General features: G+C 56.2%; 11 protein-coding genes. 7 read left to right on the forward strand and 4 right to left on the reverse strand.

Going from position 1 to position 18,972, the window contains the following annotated elements; all coding sequences use genetic code 11:
- Positions 1-148: 148 nt before the first annotated feature.
- The 3 genes from DXY37_RS06465 to recN are packed head-to-tail and all read right to left on the reverse strand — an operon-like array spanning position 149 to position 6,362.
- Positions 149-1,651 carry an alpha/beta fold hydrolase gene (locus DXY37_RS06465; RefSeq protein ID WP_115125874.1) on the reverse strand — a complete coding sequence of 501 codons (1,503 nt, stop codon included), beginning with the start codon at positions 1,649-1,651 and terminating at the stop codon, positions 149-151.
- Positions 1,648-4,626 (reverse strand): excinuclease ABC subunit UvrA, encoded by a 2,979-nt coding sequence (gene uvrA, locus DXY37_RS06470; RefSeq protein ID WP_115125875.1) that lies wholly within the window; start codon positions 4,624-4,626, stop codon positions 1,648-1,650. The genes DXY37_RS06465 and uvrA overlap by 4 nt, the downstream gene beginning before the upstream one ends.
- A gap of 47 nt (positions 4,627-4,673) precedes the next feature.
- Positions 4,674-6,362, reverse strand: a complete 1,689-nt coding sequence (gene recN / locus DXY37_RS06475; protein WP_115125876.1) for a DNA repair protein RecN — start codon at positions 6,360-6,362, stop codon at positions 4,674-4,676.
- A 61-nt stretch (positions 6,363-6,423) separates the two neighbouring features.
- Here recN and DXY37_RS06480 point away from each other — a divergent pair, with 61 nt between their 5' ends.
- From DXY37_RS06480 to purF, 7 genes are all read left to right on the forward strand, one after another.
- Positions 6,424-8,304, forward strand: coding sequence for an AarF/ABC1/UbiB kinase family protein (locus DXY37_RS06480; protein ID WP_115125877.1), 1,881 nt, complete (start codon positions 6,424-6,426; stop codon positions 8,302-8,304).
- Between the two features lie 23 nt (positions 8,305-8,327).
- Entirely contained in the window at positions 8,328-8,912 is a 585-nt protein-coding gene (locus DXY37_RS06485; RefSeq protein WP_115125878.1) for an alpha/beta hydrolase, read from the forward strand.
- Between the two features lie 101 nt (positions 8,913-9,013).
- Complete coding sequence (gene thrC, locus DXY37_RS06490; protein WP_115126016.1) at positions 9,014-10,072, forward strand: threonine synthase; 1,059 nt, start codon at positions 9,014-9,016, stop codon at positions 10,070-10,072.
- A 461-nt stretch (positions 10,073-10,533) separates the two neighbouring features.
- Entirely contained in the window at positions 10,534-11,700 is a 1,167-nt protein-coding gene (dnaN, locus tag DXY37_RS06495; RefSeq protein WP_115126017.1) for a DNA polymerase III subunit beta, read from the forward strand.
- A gap of 2 nt (positions 11,701-11,702) precedes the next feature.
- The gene (locus tag DXY37_RS06500; RefSeq protein WP_115125879.1) at positions 11,703-12,473 is read left to right on the forward strand and encodes an RNA methyltransferase; all 771 of its coding nucleotides are present in this window, start codon (positions 11,703-11,705) and stop codon (positions 12,471-12,473) included.
- 50 nt (positions 12,474-12,523) lie between these two features.
- Positions 12,524-14,866, forward strand: a complete 2,343-nt coding sequence (gene purL, locus DXY37_RS06505; protein WP_115126018.1) for a phosphoribosylformylglycinamidine synthase subunit PurL — start codon at positions 12,524-12,526, stop codon at positions 14,864-14,866.
- 139 nt (positions 14,867-15,005) lie between these two features.
- A complete protein-coding gene (gene purF / locus DXY37_RS06510) occupies positions 15,006-16,463 on the forward strand; it encodes an amidophosphoribosyltransferase (protein WP_115125880.1) in 1,458 nt (485 codons plus the stop codon).
- Positions 16,464-16,470: 7 nt separating this feature from the next.
- Here purF and DXY37_RS06515 read toward each other — a convergent pair whose 3' ends face one another.
- The gene (locus tag DXY37_RS06515) at positions 16,471-18,972 is read right to left on the reverse strand and encodes a DNA topoisomerase (ATP-hydrolyzing) subunit A (protein WP_115125881.1); all 2,502 of its coding nucleotides are present in this window, start codon (positions 18,970-18,972) and stop codon (positions 16,471-16,473) included.

Below are 18,972 nucleotides of genomic sequence, written 5' to 3' on the forward strand. Positions count from 1 at the left end.
CTGAAAGATGGCAATGCAAAAACATGCCCAGATCGCTTGCCTTCAAGGTGGTTTAAGGCCGACCAGCACTGTGACTTGAGAATTTTTTGGATGTAGAAATGCAGACAAAAAAGTCTTGTTTACAACACTGATATGGCGTAAAGAATTTTCATAATTGGCTGGTGACATCCATCAGTGGCACACGTTGATGACCCCAACCACCGCCCTGGAAGCTGAGCGAATCAGTGATTCCCAGATGATCATTGATCCAAGCAAGGATCAAAGGTCCCAGGATCGGTGGTTCTTCAGCACCCACAGGAGCCCAGAGATTGAAATGATCACCACCTGAAGCCAGCACAATGCGGTGACCATTGGCCAAAGGCTGACCATTGCGAAGCGGAACGACCGCTTCAGGATCCGATGGAACAACCCAATCGCGGGTCCCGCTCACAAGCAGCACCTTGGCATGCATCGACGGGCCACTGGCTTCGTCGAACAGCAGTCGCAGAGGAGGACTGACCACAACCGCTGTCCGAACCCTCAGATCAGAAAACGAGCCTTGATCGGCACCTTTGAGCCAGCTGCACTGCAAAACCCAGCTGAGGTTGCGGTCTGGATCACGTGGATCCTGACAACGGGCACTCAGCTTTCGGCTTGTGGTCTGAAGACCACCCAGCTGCAGAGCCGCGGTGGCACCCCAGGAATGACCCACAACCGCAACGGAATCGGTTTGCACAGAGGAACCGGAAAGCAGATTGCCGGTTTCGACCGCATCAATCACGGCCGTGACATCCATAGGACGCAAACGCAGTTCTTCCGAAGCCGGCGGAGGCTGTTTGCCCTTGATCATCAACTCCTGCTGCTTTGCATCACTGCCCGGGTGATCTGGAAGCAACACGGAGTATCCATGGGCAGCAAGCAGGTAGGCCCAACCCTCAAAACTGGACGGTTCATCCCAAAGCCCATGGGAGATCACCACCAATCGACCATTGGAGCTTGCGGTGGGGAAGATCTCCGTGACCTGTAAAGGCTGCGGACGATGGTTCACCGCAACGGAGCGTTGCCTGCGGGTCCAACCGGATGCCGCTGCAGAGACGATCGTTGAAGACACAGGCTTGGCTGCGGTGCCCTTTTGCACCAGGGCCCGTGCATCGTCCTGGTTGGCTCTGAGTCTTTTGGCGTAGAAAGCGAGCGCCTGCAAATTGATCGAGAGCTCGTCTCCCGGAACTTGACGCAGAAATCCCAGTAAATGGGGCTGCTCATCCCGATAGGCCGCGGCCAAAGCCTCAGACACCATGCGTCCGCTGGTGTCGGTTGGAAGACCCTTGACCTCAACCAATTCGGAAACAGCCAAAAGCAGCTGTTGAAAAAGGGGATGGCCAAGAGATTGGCGAACAATGCCGCTGGTTTCTTCAGGAAGAGGGGCCGTCAGCAGCGATTCAATCAGCTTCTGCACTGATCCATCGCCTGCCAAATCCAGCTCCTGAAGATCTGGATTGGAATCGATCAACTCCCGAGCATTGGTGGACCGACTCAAATCCAAGCTGATGCTTTCATCCAGCAAAGGCAAGGTGAAGGTGAGCCGCTCAACCGCTTCCACCGGTTGGGCGACCAGCAGCGAAGCCAAGGCTGCAGCCAAGCCACGCAAGCGGAAATACGGGAAGGACGTCATGCCGCCAGAGGAGCACTCTGAGGGGGATGTTGCTTCAGAACTCTGGCGAGGTAGCGACCGGTGTGACTGGTTGGGTGCTGGGCCAACTCTTCCGGCGTTCCACAAGCCACCAACTCTCCACCGCGATCACCACCCTCGGGACCGAGATCGATCAACCAGTCGGAACAACGAATCACATCGAGATTGTGTTCAATGCAGATAATCGAATTCCCTTTGTCCACAAGACGCTGCATCACATCCATCAGCTTGTGCACGTCATAGAAACTCAGGCCAGTAGTGGGCTCATCAATCAGGTACAGCGTCTTGCCGGTGGCCCTGCGGGACAGTTCAGTGGCCAACTTCACCCGTTGCGCCTCACCGCCGGAGAGCGTGGGTGCCGGCTGACCCAGCTTCACGTACCCAAGACCCACATCCACCAGGGTCCGTAGTCGGTCAGCCGCCTGCGGAATGGCAGAAAACACGTCGGCCGCCTGCTCAACGGTCATCTCCAGAACGTCGGCGATGGTGTGCCCCTTGTAGGTGACCTGAAGCGTCTCACGATTGAATCGGGCGCCCTTGCACACGTCGCACTGCACGTACACATCCGGCAGGAAATTCATCTCAATCACATTGACCCCCTGACCACGACAGGCTTCGCAGCGTCCGCCCTTGACGTTGAAACTGAACTGACCCACCTGATAACCGCGGGCCTTCGCTTCAACCGTGGCTGCGAACACCTGACGAATCGGATCAAAGGCACCGGTGTAGGTGGCGGGATTGGAACGGGGAGTCCTGCCGATCGGTGACTGATCAATCACGATCACCTTGTCGATCGACTTGAGGCCACGCATCTCGCCGAGACCGTTGGGGAAAGGCACCTTGTGGCCGAGGCCATTCTCCAGCGCAGGGTGAAGCAACTCATTCACCAACGTGCTCTTGCCGCTACCGCTCACTCCAGTGATGGAGACCAGGCGTCCGAGCGGAAACTCCACACTCAGGTCTTTGAGATTGTTGCGATTGCAGTTGAGCAGCTTGAGGCTGCGAGTCCCTGCCGAGCGCCGTTCCGGAGGCGTGGGAATGCTTCGCTCACCACTGAGATAGGCACCTGTCACGGAGTCCTCCGCGTTCAGGAGATCTTCCAGAGATCCCTCCGCCACGATGTGGCCTCCGTGCACACCGGCTCCTGGACCGATATCCACCAGGTGATCGGCAGCGCGAATGGTGTCTTCATCGTGTTCCACAACCACCAGCGTGTTCCCCAGATCACGGAGACGCTCGAGGGTGGCGAGCAGGCGATCGTTGTCTCGCTGGTGCAAACCAATGCTCGGTTCATCGAGCACGTACAGCACTCCGGTGAGGCCGGCACCGATCTGAGTCGCCAGACGGATTCGCTGCGCCTCACCACCGGACAGCGTCATCGCCGGCCGATCGAGGCTCAGATAGTCGAGACCAACATCCAGCAGAAAACGCAATCGCATGCGGATCTCGCGCAGCACGAGATCTCCGATCTGCATCTGACGGTTCGTGAGCAGTGGTTCACTGCCCTCAAAAGCACCCTCACCCATCAACTGCTCAATCCGGTCAAGGGTCTGGCCCACGCTCACAGCAGTGAGATCCGTAATTCGGAAGCAGCCCATGCGCACGGCCAATGCCTCAGGACGCAATCGTTTGCCTGCACAACTGGAGCAGGGAACCAGTTCCAGATATTTCTCCAGCTTCTGACGCTGGGCCTCACCACTGGCATCACGCAACTGCCGCTCAAGAATCGGCAGGATCCCCTCAAAAGGACGCTGATAGGCACCAGTTCCCTTGCGATAACGGCTATCGGCCTGAATCAGGATCGGTTCGCGACTGCCATTGAGCAGCACATCCTGCTGCTCTTCAGACAGGTCCTTCCAAGGAGTCTTGATCTCGAACCCAAAGGCCTCCCCAACGGAATACAGCAGGGAGAAGTAATAAGAGTTGTCTTTCTCGGCCCAGGGAGCCACTGCGGCGTAAACAGGCAGTGAGGGATCTGGAACCACGCGCTCAGGTGTGAACTTGCGCAGGTGGCCGATACCGTGACAAGCCTCGCAAGCACCGTAAGGACTGTTGAACGAGAACAGCCTTGGTGAAAGCTCTTCCATGATCGCCCCGTGCTCGGGGCAGGCGAAATTCTCGGAGAACAAACGCTCCCGATCGACTCCTTCAGGAAGTTGCTCGTCCTTTTTAGGAACCACTTCAACGATGGCCAAACCATCTCCGCGTTTCAGTGAGGTGCGCAGGGAGTCCGTGAGCCGTTCCTGGATTCCCTCACGAGCAACAAGCCGATCCACCACCACTTCAATGTTGTGGCTTTGGTTTTTATCGAGCTCAATGTTGTCGGCCAGCTCGCGCACTTCTCCATCGATCCGCACCCGGGCAAAACCTTCGGCGGCCAGGCCGCTGATCAATTTGGCGTGAGTGCCCTTCTTGCCACGCACAACTGGAGCCAGCAGCTGATACCGCGTGGATTCAGGCAAGGTGAGGATCTGATCGACCATTTCATCAATGGTCTGCGGCCGGATCGGACGATCACACTTGGGGCAATGCGGATCGCCGGCCCGACCGAACAACAAACGCAGATAATCCTGGATCTCCGTGACAGTTCCAACAGTCGAACGTGGGTTGTGACTGGTGGATTTCTGATCGATCGAGATCGCCGGTGAAAGGCCCTCAATGGCATCAACATCCGGCTTGTCGACCTGACCCAGAAACTGACGCGCATAGGCGGAAAGACTCTCGACGTAGCGACGCTGACCCTCAGCGAAAATCGTGTCGAAAGCCAGGGAGCTTTTACCGCTGCCGCTCACCCCTGTGAACACCACCATCTTGTTACGAGGGATGGTGAGATCAACGTTCTTGAGATTGTGCTGGCGAGCACCACGAACGCGGATCACGTTCTCTTCTGATCCAATCGCGAGTTTCACTGGCTCCGCCGGAGACGAGGCCTTTGATGTGGGAGCGGTTCGCCCCATACGGCTGGATCTCAGGAACTGAGGATTCTACTGAGATCAGATGATGCTCATGCTGCTTTCTGATCCAGAAGGCTGGCTGCATAAGCCTCAGCTTCGCGGCGTTCACCGCCTGCCAGTTCAGCCAGCTCACGCTGACGCTCCTGAGTGTCCCGCAGTTGGGACACTCGCGAATTGGTCACCCCATCGCAAACGTCTTTGCTGACGCGGAAATGATGATCAGCCGCAGCAGCCACCAGCGGCTGATGGGTGACACAGAACACCTGACGATGGCGCGACAACAAGCGCAGCAAATCGGCCATCGCACCGCTAACACGGCCGCTCACTCCAGTATCGATTTCATCGAAGAGGAGGGTGCTGGATCCATCCACCTCGGCCAGGCAGGTCTTGAGAGCCAGCAGAAAACGCGACATCTCCCCCCCGGAAGCCACTTCAGAGAGCGGTGCCATGGGCTGACCTGGATTCGCTGAAAACAAGAAGCACACCGCATCCGCACCGCTCTCGCCAGGTTCAGACGGCTCAACAGCGACCTCGAAACGCACATTGGCCAATCCCATCGGCCTGAGATGGTCCATCAACCGCTCTTGCAGCTCCGCCGCAACAATCAATCGCTTTGAACGCAGCGAAGCATTGCTGCGATCACGGATGACACAAGCCGCCTGCTCCTGGCTGCGCAACTGCTCAAGCAGTCCATCAACACCACCAGACTGCTGACGATCACGCAACTCATCGCGGCGCTTGATCAGATCGATCAGATCCTGACCATGCCGGCGTTCCAGGCGCTTGAGCTCAGCCAGACGATCCTGAAGTAGAGACAGACGATGGGGATCACTGTCCAAAGAGGCTCCGTAACCCTCCAGCTCCCTGATCAGATCCTGAATACCTGATTCAAGATCAAGACATCGCTCACTTAAAGACTGCAGCGACGGATCGAGACCCTGCATCTGCTGCAGCTCATGGCTGCAGGCCAGCAAATGATCAAGCGTTGAGGGTGCCTGATCAGCACCGTCCTGAAGACGCCCGATTAACAGACCCAGACCCTCCTGCAAGCGCACCCCATGAACAAGGCGGTCCTGTTCCCGTTCGAGCTGATCAATTTCCTCGGGGTCATCAAGCTCAGCTCGCTCGAGTTCAGCCAGCAACAGCTCCAGCTCCTCACGCTGTTGATCCAGAAGCAACCGATCACTTTCAACCCGCTCAAGCTCGGACTGACAGCGAAGCCAATCATTCCAGTGACGACGAACCTGGCTGAGCTCAGCATCAAGAGAAGCTCCGCCGAGATGGTCAAGCCAGAGTTTCTGCTGACCAGGACGTGCCAGCTGCTGGGTTTGACCCTGAACAGTGAGATCAATCAGCAAAGGACGCAGCACCAGTAGTTGCTGACGATTCACCATCACGCCGTTCAGCCTTGAGCGGCTGCTAAGGCGATCCTCCTGACGCCGCCATTCACGGCTCACCACCAAGTCTTCCTCTACATCGCTGATCTCCTGCTCGCGCAACCAGCGGCTGGCGGCTGCGCCAGGACGAAAACTGGCCTCGATCACGCCTCGGTCACAACCGGACCGCAACAGACGCGCACCTGCACCTGACTGCAGACCTCCAAGCACGGCATCCAAAGCATCCAGAAGGATCGACTTCCCTGCTCCCGTCTCGCCGGTCAGCACAGAAAAACCTTGATCAAATGCCAGATCAAGGCTGTCGATTAAGGCGATGTTCTCGAGTCGCAGGCCGGTTAGCACGGCAGACCTCGGTGTTGGAGCCGACCGTAGCGGCGGCTCAGCTCGTTTAGAAGGGGTGCACATGGCATTGAGGCCAGTGGCCCCTCAAGAACTCGGAGATTTCATCGAAGCCGCCGGTCTGCTCACGTATGACCCGGCAGCCATCACCCGGATCTACGCGGGTCATCCCCAACGGCTACTGCGGCGTCTGTGGCAGACACTGGTGCCGATTGGAATGCTGCTGATCGGCATCGGTTTCGACTGGATCTTCCAGCTGCTGAAGGATCAGAAGCGGGCTCGAAGCAGGGCACGGGAATGCGCTGAACTGCTGGTGGAACTCGGACCGGCCTTCATCAAAGCGGGCCAGGCTCTCTCCACACGTCCAGACATCGTGCCTCCGGTGCTCCTGGAGGAACTTGCCCAGCTTCAGGACCAACTTCCAGGGTTCGACAGCGCTCTAGCCATGGCTTGCATTGAAGAGGACCTAGGGGCTCCCGTCGACAGCATCTACGCACAACTGGAACGCGAGCCGATCTCGGCTGCCTCTCTTGGCCAGGTGCATCGCGGAACATTGCACGACGGTCAACGCGTTGCTGTGAAAGTGCAGAGGCCAGGTCTACGCGAACAGATCACGCTTGATCTCTACATCGTGCGCAACATCGCCGCCTGGCTCAACAGCAACATCGGCCTGATCCGCAGCGATCTTGTTGCCCTGATTGACGAACTGGGCAGTCGGGTGTTCGAAGAGATGGATTATCTCAATGAAGCCTCGAATGCGGAAAAATTCAGTGAGCTGCATCAACAGAATCCCCGCATCGCCGTTCCAAAGATCTATCGAGAAGCCACCAGTCGAAGAGTGCTGACGATGGAATGGATCGATGGCGTCAAGCTCACCAACCTGGAGGCGGTGAGAGACATGGGCATCGATCCCGACGACATGGTGTCTGTGGGCGTGAACTGCAGCCTGCAACAGCTTCTTGAGCACGGCTTTTTTCACGCCGATCCACACCCAGGCAATTTGCTGGCCCTCGCTGATGGACGGCTCTGCTACCTGGATTTCGGAATGATGAGCGAAGTTTCGCGTGAATCACGCACCGGATTGATCCAAGCCGTGGTTCACCTGGTGAATCGTAATTTCGGCAAATTGTCCAAGGATTTCGTCAACCTTGGTTTCCTCGCTGAGGACGTGAATCTGGAGCCCATTGTTCCAGCGTTTGAAACCGTGTTCAGTCAGGCACTGGAAGCAGGTGTCAGCCGCATGGACTTCAAAGCGGTCACCGATGATCTCTCTGGGGTGATGTACAAGTTCCCGTTCAGAGTTCCGCCCTACTACGCACTAATCATCCGCTCACTGGTGACCCTGGAGGGGATTGCCCTGAGCGTGGATTCCGACTTCAAGATTCTCGGAGCTGCCTATCCCTACTTCGCCCGCAGGCTGATGGAAGATCCTGATCCACAGCTTCGCAAAAGCCTGAAGGAGATGTTGTTCGACGGCGACATCTTCAGCTGGACGCGCTTAGAAAATCTTGTGGCCAGTGCAGCAAGTCAAGATCAGCTGAACCTGGAAGCCCTGCTGGACCAAGTTCTGGATTTCCTGGTGTCAACCCATGGGGGCATGCTGCGCCATCAGCTCGTTGAAACCGCAGCCGATCGCATCGATTCACTGGGATGGATGACCCTGCAACGCCTTGGCCGGCGTCTACCCCGTCCGTTACAACCCTCCCGCCTCATGGCGTCAGGAGCCGAGTTAGATCAGGACTTCTATATGGACCTTGAACCCGTCCGTCAGCTGATCCAAGTGCTCCAACAACTGCCTGGATTCAGTCCAGATCTGCTATTCAGCCGCTTACCCCGATTGATGCGTGAACCTGACGCCCGTCGCATGGGAGTTGAACTCGCACAGGGTTTGGCCGAACGAGGAGTTGTCCGACTGGTCAAAGCAGCAGCAGGAGTCTCCCCCTAGATTTCGCACAACTCGATCTGCCCATGTCTGCACGATCACGCCTTCGCAGGCACGCTCTGGCAACAGGTTCGGCGATGGCTCTGAGCCTACTGAGTTGTTTCCAACCCGTTCACGCCGCCAAGGACGTAGCCCTGGTCAGTGGGGCCTTTATCCGTTCGATCAGTGTTGCGGACCTCGCTTACCTGGCTGAAACAGGCGAAGCGCGCGGACTACTGGTCGACCTGCTGAAACTGAGTCGTCAAGATCCTGAGGACGTGGCGAAACTGCTCAATCAGGAGCTGAATCTGCCACTGGTGCTGACAAGCAGACTGATGTCCACAAGGATCGGAGATGTGATTCTGACCAGAGTGGCTCGGATCATCTATCCACTGAGAGTGCCCGCTCCCTCGGTGAGTGTTCCAGCCATCCGGGCTGGCGTGATCAACGGTCTGCAGATCGGTGAAGGCGGATTGACTGCGATCAAATTTCTTGAGGCCTATCCATCGGACGTGATGGAAGTGAATATCCCAGCACTGCTTGCCGTGATCCAAAAGGCAGAATCCATCGCGGGCTTGGTGCAGTTCTTCTCAGATTCCCCCTTGGACGGTCTGAAGGACGGCAGCAACTGAACCAGACTGCAGTGCCTGCCACATAGATTCCTGAGGAATATTGCCCTGCGCAGGTGTCACTGCTCAACAGCTTCCGTCGCCGTTTCTCCCCTGCCCCGGTCATGCAGGACTGGCCAGGGCTGATTGAGGCTTACAGAAACTGGTTACCAGTGAGCAACTCCACTCCGGTGGTGACCTTGAGGGAAGGCGCAACCCCATTAATCCCCGTGCCTGCGATCGCTGAACGGATCGGAAAAAGGGTGAAGGTCTACGTGAAATACGACGGGTTGAACCCGACTGGTTCATTCAAGGACCGGGGCATGACCATGGCGATCAGCAAGGCCAAGGAGGCTGGATGTGAAGCGGTGATCTGTGCCAGTACCGGCAACACATCAGCGGCAGCCGCGGCCTATGCACGACGGGCAGGGATGCGGGCCTTCGTGCTCATCCCCGATGGATATGTCGCCCAAGGAAAGCTGGCTCAGGCACTGGTCTACGGCGCCGAGGTGCTCGCCATTCGCGGCAACTTTGATAAGGCACTCGACATTGTGCGGGAAGTGTCAGATCAGTACCCAGTCACCTTGGTGAATTCGGTGAACCCGTATCGCCTGCAGGGCCAAAAAACAGCCGCATTCGAACTGATCGACGCTCTTGGTGACGCCCCAGATTGGTTATGCATCCCGATGGGCAACGCTGGCAACATCACCGCCTACTGGATGGGATTCCAGGAGTATCACCAGGCAGGCCGAAGCCGCACTCTGCCCAGAATGATGGGGTTCCAGGCCAGTGGATCAGCTCCGTTGGTCAACGAAACGACCGTGAGCGATCCGGAAACGATTGCCACGGCGATTCGCATCGGCAATCCTGTGAACAGGGAGAAAGCCATTGCCGCACGGGCAGCAAGCAACGGCGCTTTCCTGGATGTGACCGATGAGGAAATCCTTCAGGCCTACAAGCTGCTGGGAGGACAAGAAGGCATCTTCTGCGAACCAGCTAGCGCGGCTTCAGTGGCAGGTCTGCTCAAACGCAAAGATGAAGTGCCTGCAGGAGCGACGGTGGTTTGCGTGCTCACAGGCAACGGACTCAAAGACCCCGATTGCGCCATTAACAACAACGACGCTGCCTTCCATACCGATCTGAACCCCGACCTGGACACGGTGGCCAAAGTGATGGGTTTCTGAGTCATCAGCTCAGCCGGACATGGTCTCCATCTCGAACGAGCCCCTTCAAAGAAGGGGTTTTTTGATGTCAAACGAGCGAAGAGGAATAGCAACCAGATGACGAACTGCCTGCGGAAGCTGGTGGAAAACCATGCCTGAAAGCTGTGGAGATCGAGGCTCAAAAGCCCTCCTCCATCAACCTTCAGATTTCCCCAGGCTGTTAATTCTGTGAAAAACAGCTATTTCTCCTCATCAGTGCAAAAAGATTCCCCAGGCCTGTGTGATCAGAAAAGAGCTGGTCAGCAAGGGACTTGATGGTTTTCCACGGTTTCCACAGGCCCTACTACGGCTGTTTTAGTTTTTTCTAAAAGACTTAAACAGCCAATAAGCAGCAAAAACGGCAAGTTCGTTTGGACCATTGCGCTTCGTGCGTCCCTGTGAAACCGTGGGTGACCTCAGGCCTTGCAGCGGACAACGTCGCCATGAAACTGGTTTGTTCCCAAACGGAACTCAACGCTGCGCTGCAATTGGTCAGCAGGGCGGTTGCAGCAAGACCGACCCATCCGGTGCTTGCCAACGTGTTGCTGACCGCGGATGCCGGCACTGATCGGTTGAGCCTCACTGGTTTTGACCTCAATCTGGGCATTCAGACTTCCCTGGCTGCGACCGTTGAAACCAGTGGTGCGGTCACGCTGCCAGCGCGACTGTTTGGTGAGATCGTTTCGCGTCTTTCCAGCGATTCGCCCATCACCCTTGTCACCGATGAAGCCGGAGAACAGGTTGAACTCACCAGCTTGAGCGGCAGCTACCAGATGCGCGGCATGCCTGCGGATGATTTCCCGGAGCTGCCTCTGGTTGAGAACGGCACAGCGCTCAAACTGGATCCAGCAGCTCTGGTGAAAGCACTGCGCAGCACGCTGTTTGCCAGCAGTTCCGACGAAGCCAAGCAGCTGCTCACAGGGGTGCATCTCCGTTTTGATCGCACCAGCCTTGAGGCTGCTTCCACGGATGGTCATCGTCTGGCAGTGCTTAGTGTTGATGACGCACTACAGGACCCTCTTGCTCTCTCAGACCAGGAGGCTTCGGAGGAGCCTGGCCTTGCTGTCACCCTTCCGGCCCGTTCCCTGAGAGAAGTGGAACGTCTGATGGCGGGATGGAAAGGAACAGATGCTGTGAGTCTGTTTTGCGAAAGCGGTCAGGTTGTGGTTCTGGCCGCTGATCAGATGGTGACCAGTCGCACCCTTGAGGGCACCTACCCGAATTACCGCCAGCTCATTCCTGATTCGTTCAATCGCACGCTTGATCTTGATCGTCGGGCCTTCGTGGCTTCACTCGAACGCATCGCTGTTTTGGCTGATCAGCACAACAATGTTGTTCGCATCGGCAGTGATCCTGACAAGGGTCTGGTTCAGATCAGTGCGGATGCTCAGGATGTTGGTAGTGGTTCCGAGTCCCTATCGGCTCAGATTGAAGGTGACCCTGTACAGATCGCATTCAATGTGCGTTATGTGCTTGATGGTTTGAAAGCGATGGATTCGGAACGCGTTCGCCTGCAGTGCAATGCCCCGACAACCCCAGCCATCCTTTCACCATCAGATGATGCTTCAGGCCTCACCTATCTGGTGATGCCTGTTCAGATTCGTTCCTAACCTTGACGCTGCCTGACCCACTGCTGCTCAGCGATCTACTCAGGCACCGTGTGCGTTGTGATCAGGGACTTGATCACGGCATTGGGGTGATGGCTTGGATGCATCCTCCGGTGCATCGCCTGTTGGGCTGGGTGAGTCGTCCTTCCGCTCTGCGTAACTCCCGCACTGTCTGGAGACTTGATCAGTGTCGTGGTCTCGATGATCAGCAGGTGTTTGTGAAAGGGGCTCCTTCAGAGATTGATCAGCTCACCCTTGAGCGGCTTCCCACCCTGCTGGATGCCGACTTGCTCGATGTCGCTGGAGAGCGCCTTGGCCAGGTTGTAGACCTCGCCTTTGTTCCCTCAACAGGAGAGATCTTGCACTATCTGGTGTCTCGCAGCGATCCACGTCTGCCAGGAAGCAGCCGCTGGCGGCTCACGCCTGATCGCATTGTCGACCAGCAGCCTGGGTTGGTCTCCACTGGTCTTCGTGATCTGGATGATCTTCCCGAGGCGCGCGCCAGCGTTCGTCAGGATTTCGTTCGTCGGTCTCGTCACTGGCGGGAGCAGTTGCAACAGTTTGGTGATCGTGCCGGTGAACGGCTTGAGGGGTGGTTGGAGGAACCTCCTTGGGACGACTACCCCTCTCGCCGTGATCTCAACGGGCCTGATGATCGTTCCCAACCCATGGATTCAGATCCACTGGAGGATTGGCATGACGACGACTGGATCGATCGAGAGCCGGCCATGCAGAACCGACGGCTCGGGGAACGAGATGGAGATCCCTGGATCTGATTGGCACGGTCGGGCTGTCGGCAACACTGGGTGCAGATGACCTGTTGACTGTGGTCCAGTCTTCTTCTGCGGCTGAGACGTTTGATGTCGCGGCCGCCCTCCGCCAGGAAGGGCTCACGCAGCAGGATTACGTCGAGATTCAACGTCGCCTAGGGCGAGACCCCAACCGGGCTGAACTCGGCATGTTCGGGGTGATGTGGTCAGAGCACTGCTGTTACCGCAACTCCAGACCGCTGCTCAGTGGTTTTCCAACAGAGGGACCTCGCATCCTGGTGGGTCCCGGTGAAAACGCCGGTGTGGTGGATCTTGGCGGAGGCCATCGCCTCGCGTTCAAGATCGAAAGCCACAATCACCCCTCGGCAGTCGAACCCTTTCAGGGTGCCGCGACAGGTGTTGGTGGAATTCTCCGCGATATTTTCACCATGGGTGCTCGTCCGATCGCTCTGCTGAATGCCTTGCGTTTCGGCCCCCTGGATGATCCAGCCAATGTTGGATTGATGCAGGGCGTGGTAGCTGGCATTGCCCATTACGGCAATTGCGTGGGTGTGCCCACCGTGGGTGGTGAAGTGGCTTTTGATCCCTCTTACAGCGGCAATCCTCTGGTCAATGCGATGGCCCTCGGTCTGATGGAGACCGACGACATTGTGAAGTCCGGGGCTTCTGGAGTTGGTAACCCCGTGGTTTATGTGGGCAGCACCACCGGTCGTGATGGCATGGGTGGTGCCAGTTTTGCCAGTGCTGAGCTGAGTTCTGCTTCTCTGGATGATCGTCCCGCTGTGCAGGTGGGAGATCCGTTTCTGGAAAAGGGGTTGATTGAAGCCTGTCTGGAAGCATTCCAGAGCGGTGATGTGGTCGCCGCTCAAGACATGGGGGCTGCTGGTCTTACCTGCAGTTGTTCGGAAATGGCAGCTAAAGGAGATCTGGGAATTGAGCTGGATCTCGACAAAGTTCCTGCGCGGGAGCAGGGCATGACCGCCTACGAATACCTGTTGTCTGAATCGCAGGAGCGCATGCTGTTCGTGGTGCGTGCTGGCCGCGAAGAGCCTCTGATGGAGCGTTTTCGCCGCTGGGGTCTGCAGGCGGCTGTCGTGGGTCGCGTCCTAGCTGATCCTGTCGTTCGGGTGCTTCAGGCAGGCGTTGTGGCTGCAGAGGTCCCTTCGAGGGCTTTGGCGGAAGACACGCCGATCAATCACCATGATTTGCTCAGCGAACCTCCTGCTGAGATTCAGGAGCTGTGGCGTTGGTCAGAAGCGGATCTTCCCCTCCCAAGCCAAGACTCTGACTGGAGTCAGAGTCTTCTGCGCTTGTTGGATGATCCCACGATTGCAAGCAAACGCTGGGTGCATCGTCAGTACGACCAGCAGGTTCTGGCGAACACCGTGGTGTCGTCTGGATCCGCAGACGCAGCTGTGGTCAGACTTCGGCCGCAACAGGGTGAAGGATCGCTGGATGCTTCAACCAAGGGAGTGGCTGCCACGGTGGATTGTCCCAATCGTTGGGTTGCGTTGGATCCTGAACGGGGTGCCCAGGCAGCTGTTGCCGAAGCTGCACGCAATCTGAGTTGTGTGGGTGCTGAACCTCTCGCTGTCACCGACAATCTCAATTTTCCTTCGCCTGAAACCCCCAAGGGCTACTGGCAGCTTGCGAAGGCATGCCGCGGTATCTCGGATGCCTGCAGAGCTCTCAACACCCCGGTGACCGGTGGCAATGTCTCGCTCTACAACGAGATCAAAAAAGATGACGGCACCCTGCAGCCGATTCACCCCACGCCTGTGATCGGCATGGTGGGTGGTGTCGACGACATCGCGACCGTGATTGGTCTGGGATGGCGACAAGCTCAGGATTCCATTTACCTCATTGGTGTCGTCCCTGATGACGCCGAGGATCTCTCTCTGGGATTGGCAGGCAGTGCCTATCAACAGCTGATCACAGGGTCTCTGGCTGGTCGACCACCTTTGCCCAATCTTCCGATGGAAGCCAAGGTTGGCTGTCTTGTGCGTGAGGCGATTACTCGCGGTCTGCTGGGCTCAGCTCATGACTGCAGCGATGGCGGTCTCTGCGTGGCTTTGGCGGAATCTTCGATTGCTTCGGGGTTGGGAATCGAGATTGACCTCAGTGTTCAGGGTGTGCGTTTGGATCGTGTTCTGTTTGCGGAAGGTGGGAGTCGGATCGTGGTGTCGGTCAAGGCAGATCGCATGGGTCTATGGGAAGCGCTGTTAGCTGAGCAGGACGATCTGCCAATCACTCGGATTGGTGTTGTGACCGAACAGCCTTGCTTGCAGGTTCATGTTGATCATCACCCTTGTCTGAATCTGGAGGTTGAGCAGTGTCGTGATGTCTACAGCAGTTCACTACCGCGAAGAATTGATGGCAACGGGGAGCTTGCTGAATAACCATGTGTCGCTTTGCTAAAATTGAAATGATTTTGTCTCCCGCATTGTTTGGCTTTCAAGCTGATCATATTGATGATTTATTTATGAATTCAACGATCATATTTGAATCACTGAATAACTTTGTGAGCGAGTCGTAGTTATGTGTGGAATTATTGGAGTTTTTTCTGTTGATTCTGTTAATCAGCAGATCTATGACAATCTTCTTCTGCTTCAGCATCGTGGACAGGATTCTGCAGGAATTGTCACGATGGATAACTATACATTTCACGTCCATAAACAACGTGGACGGGTTCGTGAAGCATTCCGAACGCGCGATATGCGCAAACTTCTTGGCAATGTTGGTCTTGGCCATGTTCGTTACGCCACCAGTGGAGCTGCTGCAGCTGAAGATGAAGTCCAGCCTTTTTATGTCAACGCTCCGTATGGAATCACCTTTGTTCACAATGGCAATCTGACCAATACCAGTCAGCTCGAACAGGATCTTTTCAAGATTGATCGACGTCATACCAACTCCTCCAGCGACACGGAGATGTTGGTGAATGTTCTTGCCACTGAAATTCAATCCCATCTCACTGGTCCTGATCTTTCTCCTGATCAATTGTTTGATGCCGTGTCGTCGTTGCATCGCAGAGTCAAGGGCTCCTATGCAGCGATTGCTCTGATTTCAGGCCGCGGCCTTCTTGCTTTTCGTGATCCTTTTGGCATCAGACCATTAATTCTTGGCCGCAGGAGTGCCAAAAATGGACGGGATGAATGGATCGTTGCGAGTGAATCGCTCGTGATTGAAAACAGCGGTTATGAAATTGTTCGTGATGTTGAACCTGGTGAAGCAATCTTCATCGACTTTGATTTCAACTTGCACCAACGTCAATGTGCGCAGTCTTCCCAGCTTGTTCCCTGTGCCTTTGAATACGTTTATCTCGCAAGGCCAGATTCCGTTATGAACGGAATTTCTGTTTACGAAACAAGGCTTCGCATGGGTGATCTGCTTGCAAAAACAATTTCTGACTCATTACCAGCTGGTGATATCGATGTTGTGATGCCGATTCCAGATTCAGCCAGACCTTCTGCTATGCAGGTGGCAAAACAACTTGGGATCGAATATCGCGAAGGATTTTATAAAAACCGTTATGTGGGTCGCACGTTCATCATGCCAGGACAAGCGGAAAGAAAAAAATCAGTACGGCAAAAACTCAATGCTTTGGGGACTGAATTTGCTGGAAAGAATGTTCTGATTGTGGATGATTCCATTGTTCGTGGTACGACATCCAGGGAAATTGTGCAGATGGCGCGCGACGCTGGAGCCAATCAGGTCACATTCACATCGGCTGCGCCGCCTGTTCGTTTTCCCAATGTGTATGGAATTAACATGCCCACGAGGGCAGAGCTTCTAGCTCATGGACGTTCGACTGATCAAATTGCAGACGTGCTCGCTGCCGATCATGTTGTGTATCAGAGCGTTGATAATCTCAAGAAAAGCATTGTTCAAGGTACTGATATCCAGGACCTTGAAATGTCTTGTTTTGACGGTCACTATGTGACCGGAGATATTGATGAGAACTACTTCGAGTGGCTGGAGGGGAACTGCAGTTCTTGAAATGAATTCAGCTCATTAGAGGAACAAGCTCAACCAGTGTTTCTTCTGCTTTGAATCTCAGTTGCGTGGGTTGATTGCTATCTATGCTGATGGTTGTGTTTTCGATGCGGGCATGGCGCCCTTTGTTGGTTATCACACCTACCAGATCTGCGCTTTTACAGACTGAGACCAGGCGTTCGCTTTCTTTGTGATCGGCGTTCAGTTTCACTGCGACTTCCCCTAGATCTCCACGTTTGCATCGGCGCAGTTCGCTGAGGGATACGCGAATTAGACAACCGTTGTTGGTGCCGATCAGCACCTCCCCACTGTTGTTTGATTCAGAACTGCTGCTGTCAGCGGGTTGGCTGACTGCCCCCACAAGGTTTTCTCCGGGCAGCATGCGCATTGTCATTGGCCCCTGGGCCAACTTGCCCATCAAGGGCAGGCACTGCTCTTCAACTGGAAGGCAGAGAATTCGACCAATGTCACTCACTAGAGCTACGGTTCCACCTTGTTCGCAGATCATTGCTGAAAGCAGTGAAACGCCTTCCTTCAGTTTCAAGATGGTGGCAGCGCGCCCTGAGAGCTCCTGAATTTCATCTAGTGGAAGTCGTTTGAAGCGTCCGTCTGTAGTCAGCAGACCAAGAGACGATCGGCTGTTGGTGTCTTTGTCATCAACAGCGGGAAGTCGAAGCAGGTTGATCACTGTTTCGCCCTCTAAGGCTGTCGGTAGGAATCGCTCCAGGCCTCCAGGTTGCTGACCTGCAAACTCCCAGCGCACCAGTGCGATCCGACCACTGGTGGTGAGTGCCAGCAATCGCGGTGCAGGGTTGATCGGCAGGATCAGTCGTGCCGGGGAGGGTTCGTCGCCCAGATCGACTGCTTCATTGAGGTGCAATCGGCCGAGCAGCTGGGGGCTCACCACCTTCACCTGACCGTCGGTTTGTACCAGGATGCGCGATTCAGGTGGCAGAGCATCGAGGGCCTGACGGCGTTGCAGTTCGGCATTGGGGCGCTGGCTTGCTGCCCGTTCCGCCATCAGGTGATCACCTCCTTCCACTAGACGTGTGCGGCGAGGGGTGGCAAAGCGTTTTTTCAGCTGGCGGAGCTCCTGAACCAGTGCATCCAGAAGCTGTTCGCGATTGTCCAGCAACAGCTTCAGTCGTTGCCGTTCAGCTCGCAGTTCATCGGCTTCCTGGTGCAGGCTCTCTTGCTCCAGCCCCGTGAGCCGTCGCAAGGGCATGGCCAGAACCGCATCAGACTGTCGCTCGCTGAGATCCAGTTGCACCATCAGGCTTGCTCGGGCCGTTGATGCATCGCGCGCCTCCTGAATCATGGCGATGACTTTCTGCAAAGAAGCCAGCGCTGTGATCAGGCCTTCCACCACCTCGAGCCGGTCCTCTGTTTTGCGCAGGGCATGGCTGGTTCGGCGAATCAGCGTCAGTTCCCGATATTCCAGGAAGGTCTGAAGCATTCGGCGCAGCGAAAGTTGCCGAGGTTGACCGTCCACCAGTGCCAGCAGGATGGCCCCGAAATTGCTTTGCAGAGACGTTCGGCGCTGCAAGTCCTTGAGAACTGTGTCCGTATCAGCGTCTCGCCTCAGCTCCACCACAATCCGCATGCCTTCGCGGTCGCTTTCATCGCGTATGTCGGCAATGCCACCGATCTTTCCGTCGTTGACCTGTTCAGCAAGCTTTTCGATCCAGCCAGCCTTACTCAGTTGATAGGGCAGCTCAGTGACAATCACTGCGTTGCGCTTGTGTTTGCCCTTTCCTGGTTGCACTTCCTCCACGTGGGCGACGCCCCGCATCGGAATGCTGCCGCGACCACGCAGATAGGTGTCACGGATTCCGCTGCCGAGCAGCACTTCACCGCCTGTGGGGAAATCTGGACCCGGGATCAGAGCCAGTAATTTCTCATCGCTCAGATCCGGTTTCCGCACCAGGGCCACAAGCCCATCCACCACTTCACCGAGGTTGTGGGGCGGGATGCTGGTGGCCATGCCCACCGCGATGCCAGCACAGCCGTTCAGCAGCAGAAACGGCAGCTGTGCCGGCAGGACCGTCGGTTCTTGCTGGGACCCATCAAAGTTGGCAGCGAAATCGACCGTGTCGTCGCCGATCTCATCGAGCAGTGCCTCATGAGCGATCGGTGCTAGTCGCGTTTCGGTATAACGCATTGCGGCAGGTGGGTCATCGTCCACGGAACCGAAGTTGCCGTGGCCATCCAGCAGCGGATGGCGGCTAGAAAAGTTCTGGACCTGTCTGACCAGCGCGTCGTAAACCGCCTGATCACCGTGAGGGTGATATTTACCGAGAACGTCGCCGACGACGCGGGCGCATTTGCGATACGGGCGATCAGGTGTGAGCCCGAGCTCGTGCATCGCGTACAGGATGCGGCGCTGAACCGGTTTGAGACCGTCGCGGACATCTGGCAAGGCCCGACCCACGATCACGCTCATCGCGTACTCGAGATAGGAGCGCTGCATCTCGTGATGCAGGGCGATCGGTTGAACGCGCTCCTCGGCCAT

Source organism: Synechococcus sp. GEYO, assembly GCF_900473955.1.
Taxonomy (GTDB): domain Bacteria; phylum Cyanobacteriota; class Cyanobacteriia; order PCC-6307; family Cyanobiaceae; genus Synechococcus_C.